Consider the following 14,861-nt stretch of genomic DNA (forward strand, 5'->3'; position numbering starts at 1 on the left):
TCGGAGTCAATAAGAGAATGTCTCTGATCTGATCGTACGATTCTGATTTAGTTCACTCGATTTACGCAACAAAGCCAGCGGGAATCATCGCACTCAGCCTCTATCATGGTACGTATTTCTGTGAGATTTTCCGCGGTGTGCGCAAAGGGTTAGAGCCTGGTTACATCGAAGCAGCGCACGCTTATGGGTTTTCTAAACTCAAAACCTTCACCCGAGTCATCACACCCAACGTGTTATTTAAGTCGGCTCCTCTGATCACTAACCAACTTATCATCTGCTTAAAAGACACTGTGTTTCTTAGCATCATTACCGTCGCAGAAATTACCGCGGCAGCCAACAGTATTCAATCGACCTACTTCATCCCATTGAATGCCTTCATCATTGCGATTGCGCTCTACTGGGCGGTGAGTATTGCACTTGAAACCATTACCAAACGAATCCAAACCAAAGTTGAACTTAGAGGGCTTAGCCATGCTTAAACAATCAGAGATTATTGAAACAGAAGCACCGATTAACCCCTCTTTGGGAGTGAATTTGGAAGTGATTGAGTGCGAGCCACTGTTGGAAGAGCGCGAGACGATCATCAACATTGAAAACTTGTCGAAACAGTTTGATGGCATCGAAGTGCTGCGAGACATCAACCTTACCATCAACAAAGGCGATGTAGTGAGTATTCTCGGTTCGTCAGGGTCGGGAAAATCGACGTTATTGCGCTGCATGAACTGGTTAGAACAACCAGAACGCGGTACGATCTTCATGGGTGATGAGCGTATTGGTGTCAACTCTGAAACGGGTAAGCCGCTCAAATACAAAGAGTTGGCGAAACTTCGTGAACGTCTTGGCATGGTCTTTCAAAGCTTCAACTTATGGCCACATCTCACCGTGTTGCAAAACGTCATGGAAGCGTTGGTACACGTGAAAAAGATAGCAAAACCTGACGCTGAAGAGATGGCTCGTAAGCAACTCGACAAGGTTGGAATGTCGCACAAGCTAGAGAGTTACCCAAGTATGTTATCGGGTGGACAAAAGCAACGTGTCGCGATTGCTAGGGCGCTCGCGATGGAACCGGATGTTTTGTTGTTTGATGAGCCAACTTCGGCGCTCGACCCTGAATTGGTCGAAGAGGTACTCCTAGTGATGAAGAAGCTATCGCAAGAGGGCTACACCATGGTGGTGGTCACTCATGAGATGGAGTTCGCGCGTCAGGTGTCGGATCAGGTGGTATTCCTTGAGAAGGGGATATTGATTGAGAAATCCAACCCAGAGAAGTTCTTCACTAACCCAGATTCACCAAGGGTTAGGCTGTTCCTCAAGCTTGATTCATGAGCTAGATGATTCACATCACCTTAATGTTTGATCGCTAAATCCAAAACTCCGACCTAATCAGTCGGAGTTTTTGTATGTGTGGGGTTCTTCTCTCAAGTAGGCACAGCATTACCCAATACTATCAATATGGATCACTACAGAATCTGGTCGCCAGTATTCCAGTTCGCAGTCCATTAACTCGCCGTCTTGTTTGTAGTTCACGCGGCAGATCTTAAGAACAGGTTGTCCTTCAGCCAAATTTAACGCCTTAGCGACATGCGCTGGGGCAGAAGTGGGAATCACATCAAAGCGCGATCGTTTAGTCTCATAGCCGTATTTTTCTCGATAGATGCCCGTAAGCGACATGGTGAGGTTTTCCGACAATATTTTTTCAAACAGGGGGGCTTTCAATACGTTTTCAACGAACAGTACCGCTCTGCCATCAATAAATCGTAATCGCTCAATCACGTGTATCGGGGTTATCTGTTCTATTTCTAATGCTTTGGCGTAATCGCCTGCCGCCATTTCTGTACGAGTGCTCAGCAGCCTTGTTTCTGCAATGCGGTGTTGTTCACGAATCATTTGATGAAAGTGAGAACGAGACAATGGGTTGTAGCGAATACGTTCGGGCGACACATACCAACCTCGGCGCTCTTCTCGGTATATCAAGCCTTCGGTTTCTAATGATACCAAGGCATCTTTGAGCGTGATTCGGGTGGTGGAAAACAGCTCGCTGAGCGCTCTTTCGGAGGGCAGTTTTTGCCCCTCGGTGAAGATGCCTGATAGAAGCTGTTCTCGAATACTTGTCTTAATTCTTCCTAGCTGTGTCCCTGACTGCCCTGTCCCCAATATTCTCATTACTGATCTAGTCCATAAGTTTGTGTGCTTAATAAGGTAAACCACGGAGTTAACAGGAATGTGACAGTAAACAACGACTTGCTGTCATATGAGTGAAATATAACTGCCATGTAAATGCATCTGAACTGTCAAATAAGTTGCGCGAAAGCGTCATATTCTGGCGATAGCATACAAAACGAACTTACTGACCTAGTCCAGAAGGATAGAGACAATGAAAACTTTGCTTAGCCGTTCAACCTCATCAGTAGAAAAACTGGTGGGTACACCGTCAAAACGGATTGCTTCACCTGCAAAGCTAATCAGTGCAACGTTAATAACGGCGACACTTTCAATGCCAGCGATGGCGAAGGATGCTGATCTTGAGTCACTGATTGAAGCTGCTCAAAAAGAGGGTGCGGTTTACAGTGTGGGTATGCCAGACAGTTGGGCAAACTGGAAAGGCACATGGGCTGATCTGAAAGCAAACTACGGTTTGAAGCATCAGGATACAGACATGAGCTCGGCACAAGAGATCTCTAAATTTGAAGCAGAGAAAAGAAACGCAACCGCGGATATCGGTGATGTTGGTTTCGCCTTTGCACGTGTCGCTGTGCAGAAAGACGTAACGCAGCCATACAAGCCAACCACTTGGAATGACATTCCAGATTGGGCGAAAGACAAAGATGGTCACTGGGCTCTGGCTTATACAGGCACTATCTCGTTTATTTCAAACAACAACCTTGTTGAAGAAGCACCAAAATCTTGGAGTGACCTACTAGAGGGCGACTACAAAGTTACTGTTGGTGACGTAGGCGTAGCCGCGCAAGCAAACAACGCGATTCTATCGGCTGCATTTGCTAACGGCGGTGATGAATCAAACCTAAAACCCGCGATTAAATTCTTTGGCGAGTTAGCGAAGCAAGGCCGTCTATCTTACACAGATCCAAGCATCGCGAACCTTGAAAAAGGCGAAGTAGAAGTGGCGATCATGTGGGACTTCAACGCATTGAACTACCGCGACAAGATCGACCGTGAGCGCTTTACGGTAAGCATTCCACAAGATGGCTCAGTGATCTCTGGTTACACCACCATCATCAACAAATACGCGAAAAACCCGAACGCGGCGAAGCTGGCTCGTGAATACATCTTCAGCGACCAAGGCCAAATCAACCTAGCAGAAGGTTATGCGCGTCCAATCCGTAGCAGCGTTACGCTACCTCAATCAGTACAAGACAAGCTGATCTCGAACGAGCAATACAGCAACGTTCACCCAGTGACTGACTTCTCAGCATGGGAAAAATCAGCACGTCGTCTGCCGCGTCAATGGCAAGAAAGCGTCTTGATTCATCAGCAATAATCCCCGCGTAACACGCCACCTTCAATAGGTGGCTTATGGAAACAAGCAATAGAGAATAGACCATGAGCAATAAGGTTATCCTTGTTGTTCTAGATGGACTGAATTATCAGGTAGCCCGTGATTGCATGGGCTACCTGAACGGTCTTCTAGAACTTAAAGATCTTCATGAAAAACAGGGCGATTTGCAGAATAAACAGAGCACTTCGCAGAGTACGCAAAAAAACAAGCTGCGCGCCACGCTTTACCCTGTGCAATGTGAACTGCCATCTATGTCACGCCCACTGTATGAGTGCATTTTAACTGGGGTTCGCCCTGTCGAGAGTGGCATCGTTAACAATCAAATCGTGCGTTTGTCGAATCACGAGTCGATCTTTAGCTTGGCTAAATCTCAGGGCAAAGTGACGGCTGCCGCGGCCTATCACTGGGTGAGCGAGTTGTATAACCGAGCGCCGTTTGACGCTGTGCGTGACCGTTTTACCAACGATGAAACCATGAACATCCAGCATGGTTGTTTTTACCACTGGGACCACTACCCAGATGAAGCCTTGTTCTTGGATGCTGAGCACCTGCGTGTCACTCATCAGCCGGACTTCTTGTTGATTCACCCAATGAACATTGACGATATTGGACACAAGCATGGGTTGGATTCTCGCCAATACCGCAACAGTGCGCGTGGCGCGGATATTTACCTATCGAACTACCTTGAGAAATGGGTAGACGATGGTTATCAGGTGATCATCACCAGTGATCACGGCATGAACAATGACTTGTCTCACGGTGGCATTCTGCCTGAAGAGCGTGAAGTGCCATTCTTTGTGATTGGCGATAAGTTCACACATCAAGAATGTTCAGTGAAACAGACGGATATTTGCGGCAGCGTGTGTCAGCTACTCAACCTTGAACACGATAAATCTTACACTCAGGAATTGTTGGCCCTATGAGCAGTTCTGTAATCACGCAGAGCAATGGCTCTGCGCTTCAACCCAAAACCAAATCTTTGTTTCAACGCTTCAAGCCCGCTTTGTGGCTTGCGCCTTTCGCCCTGTTTTTCTATTTGTTCCAATTAGCCCCTATGATTTGGGTTCTGATTAACAGCTTTTTCTATGATGATCAGATCTCGTTAGAAAACTATTCTGAAATATTCGACTCTGCCTTCATGATGCAGGCCTTCGGTAACAGTTTATGGCTGTCGATTTGGTCGAGTATTGTTGGCTTAGCGATCGCGACTCTGCTCGTTTCTTCATTGCGCCGCGTTGATTCTAAAATCCGCGATGCGGTGATTGCCTTCACCAACATGAGCAGCAACTTCTCTGGTGTGCCTTTGTCGTTCGCTTTCATCATCATCTTGGGCACCAATGGTGCGATCACCTTATTGCTCAAGCAGTACGGCTTGCTGGGTGATTTCGATCTGTATGGCAAGTGGGGCCTGTTGGCGATTTACATCTACTTCCAGATCCCATTAGCGGTGTTGTTGCTGTATCCAGCGTTTGATGCCTTGAGTGACGACTGGCAAGCCGCCTCAGCACTGCTTGGTGCGAAAACTTGGCAATACTGGACCAAAATCGCGCTGCCTGTGCTATCTCCTGCCTTGTTTGGCACCTTCATCATCTTGATTGCTAATGCGATTGGCGCGTATGCGAGCGTGTATGCGTTGACCTCGGGCAACTACAACGTGATTACGATTCGAATCGCGAGCTTGGTATCGGGCGACCTGTTCCTTGAACCAAACCTAGCTGCCGCAATTTCCGTGATTCTGATGGCGATGCTGGCTTTCATCACCGTGATTAACCAATGGCTGATCAGCAAAAGCTACGCAGGGAAGAGAAAGTAATGAACACCGTAAATACTCGCTTTCATAAAACCGTGGTCTATTCGATCGTTGGCATCATGATGATCCCGATCTTGGCGACCTTCATCTACTCGATCTCTTCGCGTTGGGGCGCCACGATCCTGCCGGATGGTTTTACTCTGGATTGGTACATCAACCTACTGACGGATCCTCGCTTCTTACAAGCCTTTGGTCGTTCACTGTTTATCTGTGTGGCGGCGCTGTCATTGAGTGTGGTGTTGGTTCTACCTGCGATTTTCGTGGTGTTTTACTATTTCCCGAAACTCGACAAGGTGATGAATATCCTCATCTTATTGCCGTTCGCAGTACCGCCAGTAGTATCGTCAGTTGGCTTGCTTCAGCTGTATGCGGATAGCGAAATCTCCTTGATAGGCACGCCATGGATCCTGATTGGTACTTACTTCACCATCGCGCTGCCATTCATGTACCGCGCGATTGCCAACAGCTTTGAAGCAATCAATTTGCACGACTTGATGGACGCGGCTCATCTGCTTGGTGCAAGCACCACTAAGGCGTTCTTGTTGATTATTCTGCCAAACCTTAAGAAAGGCTTAATGGCGTCGCTGTTCTTGTCGTTCTCGTTTCTATTGGGTGAGTTCGTGTTCGCTAATATTTTGGTGGGTACTCGCTACGAGACACTGCAAATTTACCTATACAACATGCGTCAAACCAGCGGCCACTTCACGTCTGCCCTTGTGATGACGTACTTCCTGTTTATTTTCTTACTGACTTGGTTGGCAAGTCGTTTCAGCCAAGGAATCAAATAATGAGCTATGTAATTGCGAAAAATCTCACCAAGCGTTTTGGTGACAACACGGTGTTTGAAGATATTGAATTTTCCATCGAAAAGGGTGAATTCATCACGCTGCTTGGCCCAAGTGGTTGTGGTAAATCAACTCTGCTGCGCAGCTTAGCGGGCTTGAATCCTGTTGATGGCGGTGAGATCTGGGTGAATGGCGAAGAGATCACCCACCAAGTGCCACAACAGCGTGGCATCGGCATGGTATTTCAATCTTATGCGCTGTTCCCGAACATGACGGTTGAGGGCAACATTGCGTTTGGCCTTAAGATGAAAAAGCTTGCTGCTGAAGAGATTAAGCGCGAAGTCGCGAAAGTGATTGGGCTGGTGGATTTAACGGGCAAAGAGAAATTCTACCCGCATCAGCTATCAGGCGGTCAGCGTCAGCGTGTGGCTTTGGCAAGAGCCTTGGTGGTCAAGCCGCGTATTTTGTTGCTTGATGAACCGCTGTCAGCACTGGATGCGAAGATCCGTAAGCACCTACGCCAACAGATCCGTGATATTCAAAAAGAGATGAACCTGACCACGATCTTCGTGACTCATGATCAAGAAGAAGCGATGATCATGTCTGATCGCATATTCTTAATGAGCAAAGGTGAGATCGTGCAAGCGGGTACGCCAGAAGAGATCTACACTCAACCTGCCAATGAATTCGTGGCAGGGTTCATGGGGAATTACAATCTGGTGCAAGCGAATAAAGCCAAGCAATTGTTCAATATTGAAACCGAATGGAAAGTGGCGATTCGACCAGAATCTATCTACGTTAAAGAGCAAGGCCGACAATATGGCGAACACATCTCTGCGCCGAAAACGGGCACCATTCGCAACCACCAGTTGTTGGGTAACGTGATTCGCTACCAAGTGGACGTTGATGAGTGTGAATTAACGGTCGACCTACTTAACCGTTCCTCTGAACGACTGTTGGCTAATGGCAGCCAACTCGAACTGCTGTTTAACCTTAATGAAATTCAACCAGTGAGAGCCTAAGATGTTCAAACCTTTGTATGTATTTGATATGGACGAAACGCTGATCAATGCCGATGCAGCAATGCTTTGGAATGCGTTCTTGGTTGAAAAGGGCATAGCTACAGCCCCCAATTTTATTGAAGAAGACAAGCGCCTAATGGGGCTATATTGCGAAGGCAAAATGAATATGGAAGACTACCTAACGTTTGCCATGCAGCCTTTAGCGGATATGCCAACAGAACAGGTTGCTGCTTTGGTGGAAGAGTGTGTTGAGCACCATATCTTGCCAAAGCAGTTTAAGCAGTCTAAGCCTTTGATTGAGCAGCTAGAGCACGACAATATCGATATGTTGATCATCTCTGCCAGCGTAAGTTTCTTAGTGGAAGCTGTGGGTCGTAAGATTGGTATCGAGAATGCCCTCGGTATCGATTTAGTCGAAAACCAAGGCTGTTTTACATCGGAAATCTTAGGCGTACCAAGCTATCGAGAAGGCAAAGTGACGCGTTTAAAAGAGTGGTTAGATAATCAAGAAACCAACTACTCAGACATTCACTTTTATACGGATTCAATCAACGACTTACCTTTATGCGAACACGCGGACTTTGCTTACTTGGTGAACCCATGCCCGCGCTTGAAAGCACTGGCCGAACAACCGAATTGGTCGATTCTCGACTGGGATTAACGCCGTTCTCTGATTCGTGTCATGTTCATTTTAGAATTCATCAAGCCGCTGACGACAGCGGCTTTTTTGTGTCATTTATCTACCCTGTCAGATAGGGCTAGGGTGCGATTCGCTACTTTCGTTGATAAAGCTCACCCGTAACCATTCGCTAACACCTCTTGTTCAGCTGTAAATCAGAGCATCTCATCTCAATTCTTTGATAGTACTCACCTTCCTGATCTATCCATTCTCGTGTAACAATTAATTTACAACTTGATGGGCTTTATCTATATTGCCTGTTTTCTGCTTTACATTTCAATCTCTCGACTTGTGAGCCAAATTTATTGAGGTAAAAGAGGCAAGGAGAACGCTTATGGTGGATATCTACAACCCGCTTGGTACAGATGGATTCGAGTTTGTTGAATACACAGCTGTCGACCACAAGGGAATTGAGCAACTTAAAGCGCTGTTTGTGTCACTTGGTTTTGCTGAGATCGCTAAGCATCGTTCAAAAGAGGCTTGGCTGTATCGACAAGGTGACATCAACTTTATCGTCAATGAACAGCCACACAGCCAAGCGGAAGTGTTCGCTAAAGTTCACGGCCCATCGGTGTGTGGCATGGCGTTTCGTGTTAACGATGCAACCACTGCAATGACGCAGGCGTCTAACGGTGGTGGTGAAGATTACAAGACAGAAATAGGGCCGATGGAGCTGAGTATTCCTGCTATTTACGGCATCGGTGAAAGTTTGCTTTATTTTGTGGATCGTTACGGCAAGCAGAGCATCTACGACGTTGACTTCCGATTCTATGATGACGCGCAAGAGCGTATGGCGAAAGCCGACGTAGGCCTTTACGAGATCGATCACCTTACGCACAACGTGAAACAAGGCAATATGGACCTGTGGTCTGGTTTTTATGAGCGCATCGGCAACTTCCGTGAGATTCGCTACTTCGACATTGAAGGTAAGCTGACAGGCCTTGTGAGCCGCGCCATGACCTCACCATGTGGCAAAATCCGCATCCCTATCAATGAGTCTTCCGATGACAAATCACAAATTGAAGAGTTCATCCGCGAATACAACGGCGAAGGCATCCAGCACATAGCACTTGCATCGGATGACATTTACAAAACAGTGAAAACCCTGCGTGAGCGCGGCATGGACTTTATGCCAACCCCAGATACCTACTACGAGAAAGTTGACGATCGTGTGAAAGGCCACGGGGAAGACACCGATCTATTGCGTGACTTACGTGTGCTGATTGATGGTGCGCCGAACAAAGATGGCATCTTGCTGCAAATTTTCACGCAGACAGTAATCGGGCCTGTGTTCTTTGAAATCATTCAGCGTAAAGGCAATGAAGGCTTTGGCGAAGGCAACTTCAAGGCGCTGTTTGAATCGATTGAAGAGGACCAGATTCGTCGAGGAGTATTAGACGATGCATAAATGGATCTCGTTTCCTCATCGGGAGGGTGTGTGCTCTAAACAAGCGCATGCCGACTTCCCTGAAGAGGCAATTTATGAGCGAGAGGCGGGTCGAAGTGGGTTCTTCGGCCCTGCCGCTCACTTTCATCACCAGCACGCCCCAACAGGTTGGTCGGAGTGGGAGGGCGACTTACGTCCTCGTGCTTTTGATTTTACACTGGTGGAAAAAGCCAGTCAGATAACCCCTTGGGCTGTGCCTCACCTTTTGCACAACGCGGACTGCAAAATCCGTGTATGGCGCATGGACGAGAAGATGGATTTCTTGGTACGTAACTCCGATGGCGATGAGCTGCTGTTCATTCACCAAGGCAGTGCTGATCTCTATTGCGACTATGGCCATTTAGCGGTGACTGAAGGGGATTACGTGATGATCCCGCGTTCGACTAATTGGCGCTTGGAGCCAAGTGAGCCGATGTTCATCTTGATGATTGAGAACACCGACGCGGCTTATTCTCTGCCAGAGAAGGGCATGGTCGGTAATCACGCGGTGTTTGATCCAGCGGTTCTTGAAATCCCGTCGATCAACGATCAATTCCGCGCTCAGTACTCCGAAGAACAAACCCAAGTTCAGGTGAAACGCCACGACAAAGTCAGTGTCATCACCTATCCGTTTAATCCATTGGACGCGATTGGTTGGCATGGTGATTTGGCTGTGGTGAAGGTGAACTGGCGCGATATCAGACCGCTGATGTCACATCGCTACCACTTGCCACCGTCTGCACACACCACCTTTGTTGGCGCAGGTTTCGTGGTGTGTACCTTTGTGCCGCGCCCGATTGAGAGCGATCCCGGTGCGCTGAAAGTGCCGTTCTACCACAACAATGACGACTATGATGAAGTGCTTTTCTATCACGCAGGGGATTTCTTTAGTCGCGACAATATTGAAGCGGGGATGGTGACTTTCCACCCTGCGGGCTTCACTCATGGGCCTCACCCGAAAGCCTTTAAGGCTGGGCAAGCGTATAAGAAAAAGTTCACCGACGAAGTCGCGGTGATGATCGATACCCGCCATGCACTGCAGTTTTCCGATGAACTCGATAGCGTTGAGAACAAAGAATATGTCTACAGTTGGCAAGAGAAGTAAGGGGCAACAAGGATGAAATTAGCAACCAAGAAAAATGGTACTCGCGATGGTCTGTTGATGGTCGTGAGTAGAGATCTCAAGCAGTGTGTACCAGCGACGGAGATTTTCCACGCGATGCATCTGGCGCCAACCATGCAGGTAGCTCTGGACAACTGGGACAGCGTTGCACCTCAGTTAGAGGAGTTATACGCCTCGTTAAACAGCGGGCATGTGGCAGGCAGTGAAGTGTTTGCTCCCCAGTACTGTGAATCGCCTCTGCCGCGCGCTTATCAATGGGCTGATGGCAGCGCTTATGTCAACCACGTTGAGCTGGTGCGTAAGGCGCGTGGTGCTGAAATGCCAGAAAGCTTCTGGGTCGATCCTTTGATGTATCAAGGTGGATCTGATGCCTTTATCGGCCCGTGTGACAATATCGAATTTGCCAGCGACGGATGGGGTATCGATTTCGAAGGAGAAGTGGCGGTTGTCACGGGAGATGTGCCGATGGGCGCAAGTATTAAACAGGCGCACGAGTCGATTCGCTTACTGATGTTAGTCAATGATGTATCGCTGCGTGGCTTGATTCCGGCAGAGCTCGCCAAGGGCTTTGGTTTCTTCCAGTCTAAACCTTCTTCGGCGTTCTCTCCAGTGGCAGTGACACCCGATGAGTTGGGCGAACAGTGGCAAGGCAGTAAGGTACACCTGCCACTGACTTCAACCTACAACGACACACCTTTTGGGTGCCCGAATGCAGGTGTGGACATGACCTTCAATTTCGCTGAGCTGATCGTCCATGCTGCGAAAACTCGTCCATTGTCGGCCGGTGCGATCATTGGCTCGGGCACGGTATCGAATAAGCAAGGCACTGACCACGGCACCTCAATTGCCGAGGGCGGTGTAGGCTATTCATGCATTGCTGAAGTACGCATGATAGAGACGATTCGTGATGGTAAACCTTCAACTCAATTTATGTCGTTTGGTGATTCGATTCGTCTAGAGATGCTCGATGCGGCAGGTGACTCGATCTTTGGCGCGATTGAGCAAAAAGTCAGTCAATATCGACTGCGCTAATTACAATGACAAGAGTAAAACTGCAGAGAGGCACGTTATGAATGAGGACTCTTTATGAACAAGAAGGTCACACTCTATGGTTACTGGCGCTCGTCTGCGGCGTATCGAGTGCGTATTGGCTTGAACCTAAAACAGCTGAGTTATGAGTCTAAATTTGTGCATTTGCTGCGTAATGGCGGAGAGCAGCACGCTCCACAATATCGCGAGCTCAACGCCAGTGAGTTAGTGCCCGTGCTGGTGGATGGTGAAGTTAAACTCAATCAATCGCTGACGATCTTGCAATACTTGGATGAAAGCTATTTGTGTGAGAGCAGCCCAGACACCTTGTTGATTCCTGAGCAAACACCACTGCGCTATCAAGCGTTGGCGATGGCTCAGGATATTGCGATGGAAATTCATCCTCTTAATAACCTGCGCGTGTTGCAGTATTTGGAGCGAGAATTGTCGTGCGAGCAAGAGGTAAAAATGGGTTGGCTTCACTATTGGATGAGCCAAGGTTTTTCGGCGTTGGAAGAGAAGCTGGCGAAACATAAAAAAGTGCACGGTGACTCAGTGTATAGCCTGACCGATTCACCCTGCATTGTTGATATTTGCTTAGTCCCACAGGTGTATAATGCGCTGCGTTTTGGCGTCGATATGTCGCCGTATCCGCTGATTAACTCGATTGTTGAAGCGTGTAACCAGTTACCCGCCTTTATCGATGCAATGCCAGAGAATCAGGCGGATGCGAATGAACAGATACAAACGTAAATCTTCGTCCCCGTGACACACAAAGCAGCGCTCTCTGACTCAAATGTGGACAAAATGAGTTATTGGTTTTGCTAAATTAAATAATCATCAATCATATACAAATATGGCAAAGTTAGTTGTGAAGTATTACAACTTGCTAGGCGTGTTATTTTGCATGCCAAATTCCTAAACCAATGACCATGATTAGCTCAACAACTACCCACATCCATTGTCTTGGTACTGATCCATCTGAGCAATACCCATTACGCGTGCAATCAACGCACCTAAGGTTAATGTCATCCCTAGTGCTACTGCGGTAAACAAGAGTGGGGTCAATTGATGATGAAAAGTGAGCAGCATACCGAGTCCCATCAAGAAGCCCCATCGAACTCTTCGCTCAACGGCACGAAATGTATCGTCTGGAATGGGTTTACTGCTCACAAGCTCAGGGTTATAGCTAAGAATCGCCCCTAGTATTAAAAGGATAACCCCTGCCGTTTGGATAAATATTTTGCTTTCCATTCATGTCCTTAAAAACACATTACACTGCGTATGTGGGTAAGCAACACAAGTACAAAGTCTTACGCCACCCACACCAGTCTCACTAATATAGTATTAGCTGTAAAATCAGCGTATTAGTATTTTATTCCTGTTAATTCTTCAGATAGCGTCCAAAGTTTTTTCGCCACATCGACATCGTGTGACTGCTTGCTTGACTCGACCTTAATGGGTGCACCATGCAGCTCAAAAAAATCTTTAGGACCAAAAAAATCACCCGAAGACGCACTTTCGTCTGTTGCAGCTCGTAGTGTTGGTAGTGCTCCCATTTCTTTACTCTGGCCGAAAAAGATATTTAAGAATTTCACCACGCCACGCTGAAGTTCTGATGTCGTCCACCCTGGATGAGCTGCTGTAACCATCGGGTTGCCACCTTCGGATTCAAGTCGTTTTTTTAACTCATAGGCAAAATAGAGATTCGCCAGTTTGCTATCTGCGTACGCCGTAAAATTACTGTATTTTCGCTTCTCCCAGTTCAAGTCATCCAAATCGATCTTCGAGGATTTATGTGCGCCAGCAGAAACGACCACCACACGGGAGCTTGGTGTTTTCTTGAGAGTTTCGAGTAAATGGCTGACCAATGCAAAGTGACCTAGATGATTCGTTCCCATCAGAATTTCAAATCCATCATCAGTCTTGGCATACGGGCACGCTACTCCTGCGTTGTTGATCAGTAAATCAAGCCTATCGAAAGTTGCTAAAAGCTGTGAACTAAACGCTTGAATTGAGTGAAGACTGGAAAGGTCCAATTGTATAACCGAAACATTGGCATCTGGATAGTCCGCTCGAATTTCCGCTGCTACCTTCTCACCTTTTGATACATTTCTTACGGCAAGTACCACTGTTGTTTGTTTTTGCGCTAGCACCCTCGCAGTTTCCTTACCGATCCCGCTGGTTGACCCAGTCACAACTGCAATCCTACCTTTTTGAGTGGGTATGTCTTCAGCACTCCAAGGTTTATTTGCCATGAACTTTATTCCTCATATTTTATGATGGTTTAGCTATTTCGAAACAATGCCTTTAACACAATGCAGTTAAACTCGAAGGCTTCGTAATCGATAGAGCAATCTTAAGAGACATGGCCAAAAGTAGCAGTGCACAAAACTGCAAGAGTTGTATACGAAATAACGAATCGAACCGCTCCGAAGTTTTGTATACACTTCACGTCAATTTGTGCACTGAACTTTCTGTTCAACTAAACCATAATATGAATCAGAGCGAGATAGATGCCACTAAAGGGTGTACGATAAGGTTAAACAATGAAAAACTTCCATTTTGATACCATTAAACAACTCAATGCTGTTCTCGGTATACGCCCACCAGAACACCCTTTAGTTGATGTAATGAAACTAAGCCCCAACAGTGATGACAATCAATTACTCAGCGGTGAGAGCATTTCACTCACCACGAGTTTCTACGCGATATCGCTCAAACACATCACATCAGGCGAGGTCATGTACGGTCGTACCCAATACGACTGTTCAAGTGGAACAATGCTGTTTATTGCTCCCGGCCAAGAGCTCACGGCCAGCGGTATTATCATTGACTCCGTTGCTCGCACCATCTGCTTTCACCCCGATTATATCCGTGGTCACAAGCTGCAAGACGAACTTAAGCAATATCAATTTTTCAATTATTCGGTTAACGAGGCTTTACACCTTTCACCAAAAGAAGAGCAACATATGGTCGCGATGTTTGATGCGCTTGAGGCAGAAAACAACATGAGCTTAGATGCCTTTAGTAAAGAGCTTATTTTATCGCAAATCAGCACCTTATTGATGTACGCCAATCGCTATTACCACCGTCAATTTATGATGCGCAAAGAGGCTAACACCTCAGTATACGATCGACTTTCAAAGCTTTTAGATGTTCGGTTGGACGCTATCATTCAAGAATCTGCTGCAATCCCTGAAGTAGAAGAACTGGCGCAAAGCATGAATATGACCAGTCGATACCTAAGCGATGCGCTGAAAGCTGAAACAGGTAAAACAACGAAGGATTGGATTCAATATGCTCTGATTGATAAGTCTAAAGATCGCTTACTCTCTAGTAAGGATTCCGTGGCGACCATTGCCTATAGTTTAGGCTTTGATTACCCACAATATTTTTCCAGATTATTCAAAAACAAAGTTGGGGTGACCCCTTCAGAGTATCGATTACAAAATACCCGCCATTAATAT

At 46.9% G+C, this 14,861-nt stretch carries 16 protein-coding genes; 13 read left to right on the forward strand and 3 right to left on the reverse strand.

Annotation, left to right across the window (positions count from 1 at the left end; translation table 11 throughout):
* Window positions 1-59: 59 nt before the first annotated feature.
* Window positions 60-479 (forward strand): ABC transporter permease subunit, encoded by a 420-nt coding sequence (locus Q1A70_RS11655; RefSeq protein WP_299691244.1) that lies wholly within the window; start codon window positions 60-62, stop codon window positions 477-479.
* Window positions 472-1,326, forward strand: a complete 855-nt coding sequence (locus tag Q1A70_RS11660) for an amino acid ABC transporter ATP-binding protein (RefSeq protein ID WP_299691235.1) — start codon at window positions 472-474, stop codon at window positions 1,324-1,326. Before Q1A70_RS11655 ends, Q1A70_RS11660 begins: the two co-directional genes overlap by 8 nt.
* 108 nt (window positions 1,327-1,434) lie before the next feature.
* On the opposite strand, the gene Q1A70_RS11665 is transcribed toward Q1A70_RS11660, so the two are convergent.
* Entirely contained in the window at window positions 1,435-2,163 is a 729-nt protein-coding gene (locus tag Q1A70_RS11665) for a UTRA domain-containing protein (protein ID WP_299691232.1), read from the reverse strand.
* A gap of 211 nt (window positions 2,164-2,374) precedes the next feature.
* Between Q1A70_RS11665 and Q1A70_RS11670 the strand changes: the two genes are divergently transcribed.
* The 10 genes from Q1A70_RS11670 (at window position 2,375) to maiA (ending at window position 12,144) form a co-directional block, all read left to right on the forward strand.
* Window positions 2,375-3,499, forward strand: coding sequence for an ABC transporter substrate-binding protein (locus Q1A70_RS11670; protein WP_299691229.1), 1,125 nt, complete (start codon window positions 2,375-2,377; stop codon window positions 3,497-3,499).
* 62 nt (window positions 3,500-3,561) lie between these two features.
* Window positions 3,562-4,440, forward strand: coding sequence for an alkaline phosphatase family protein (locus Q1A70_RS11675; RefSeq protein ID WP_299691226.1), 879 nt, complete (start codon window positions 3,562-3,564; stop codon window positions 4,438-4,440).
* Window positions 4,437-5,330 carry an ABC transporter permease subunit gene (locus Q1A70_RS11680; protein WP_299691223.1) on the forward strand — a complete coding sequence of 298 codons (894 nt, stop codon included), beginning with the start codon at window positions 4,437-4,439 and terminating at the stop codon, window positions 5,328-5,330. Before Q1A70_RS11675 ends, Q1A70_RS11680 begins: the two co-directional genes overlap by 4 nt.
* On the forward strand, window positions 5,330-6,115 hold the full coding sequence (locus tag Q1A70_RS11685; protein ID WP_299691220.1) for an ABC transporter permease: 786 nt from the start codon (window positions 5,330-5,332) through the stop codon (window positions 6,113-6,115). Before Q1A70_RS11680 ends, Q1A70_RS11685 begins: the two co-directional genes overlap by 1 nt.
* A complete protein-coding gene (locus Q1A70_RS11690; RefSeq protein WP_299691217.1) occupies window positions 6,115-7,134 on the forward strand; it encodes an ABC transporter ATP-binding protein in 1,020 nt (339 codons plus the stop codon). Before Q1A70_RS11685 ends, Q1A70_RS11690 begins: the two co-directional genes overlap by 1 nt.
* A 1-nt stretch (window position 7,135) precedes the next feature.
* On the forward strand, window positions 7,136-7,795 hold the full coding sequence (locus Q1A70_RS11695) for an HAD family hydrolase (protein ID WP_299691214.1): 660 nt from the start codon (window positions 7,136-7,138) through the stop codon (window positions 7,793-7,795).
* A 352-nt stretch (window positions 7,796-8,147) separates the two neighbouring features.
* On the forward strand, window positions 8,148-9,221 hold the full coding sequence (gene hppD / locus Q1A70_RS11700) for a 4-hydroxyphenylpyruvate dioxygenase (protein ID WP_299691211.1): 1,074 nt from the start codon (window positions 8,148-8,150) through the stop codon (window positions 9,219-9,221).
* Window positions 9,214-10,344, forward strand: coding sequence for a homogentisate 1,2-dioxygenase (locus tag Q1A70_RS11705; RefSeq protein WP_299691208.1), 1,131 nt, complete (start codon window positions 9,214-9,216; stop codon window positions 10,342-10,344). The genes hppD and Q1A70_RS11705 overlap by 8 nt, the downstream gene beginning before the upstream one ends.
* A 12-nt stretch (window positions 10,345-10,356) precedes the next feature.
* Window positions 10,357-11,394, forward strand: coding sequence for a fumarylacetoacetate hydrolase family protein (locus tag Q1A70_RS11710; protein WP_299691205.1), 1,038 nt, complete (start codon window positions 10,357-10,359; stop codon window positions 11,392-11,394).
* 54 nt (window positions 11,395-11,448) lie between these two features.
* Window positions 11,449-12,144 carry a maleylacetoacetate isomerase gene (gene maiA / locus Q1A70_RS11715; protein WP_299691202.1) on the forward strand — a complete coding sequence of 232 codons (696 nt, stop codon included), beginning with the start codon at window positions 11,449-11,451 and terminating at the stop codon, window positions 12,142-12,144.
* 195 nt (window positions 12,145-12,339) lie between these two features.
* Here maiA and Q1A70_RS11720 read toward each other — a convergent pair whose 3' ends face one another.
* Window positions 12,340-12,645, reverse strand: a complete 306-nt coding sequence (locus Q1A70_RS11720) for a hypothetical protein (protein WP_299691199.1) — start codon at window positions 12,643-12,645, stop codon at window positions 12,340-12,342.
* Between the two features lie 113 nt (window positions 12,646-12,758).
* Window positions 12,759-13,649, reverse strand: coding sequence for an oxidoreductase (locus tag Q1A70_RS11725; protein ID WP_299691196.1), 891 nt, complete (start codon window positions 13,647-13,649; stop codon window positions 12,759-12,761).
* A 291-nt stretch (window positions 13,650-13,940) separates the two neighbouring features.
* On the opposite strand from Q1A70_RS11725, the gene Q1A70_RS11730 reads away from it, so the two are divergent.
* Complete coding sequence (locus Q1A70_RS11730) at window positions 13,941-14,858, forward strand: AraC family transcriptional regulator (RefSeq protein WP_299691193.1); 918 nt, start codon at window positions 13,941-13,943, stop codon at window positions 14,856-14,858.
* The last annotated feature ends 3 nt before the right edge of the window (window positions 14,859-14,861 follow it).

The sequence above is a fragment of the uncultured Vibrio sp. genome, assembly GCF_947488985.1.
GTDB lineage: Bacteria > Pseudomonadota > Gammaproteobacteria > Enterobacterales > Vibrionaceae > Vibrio.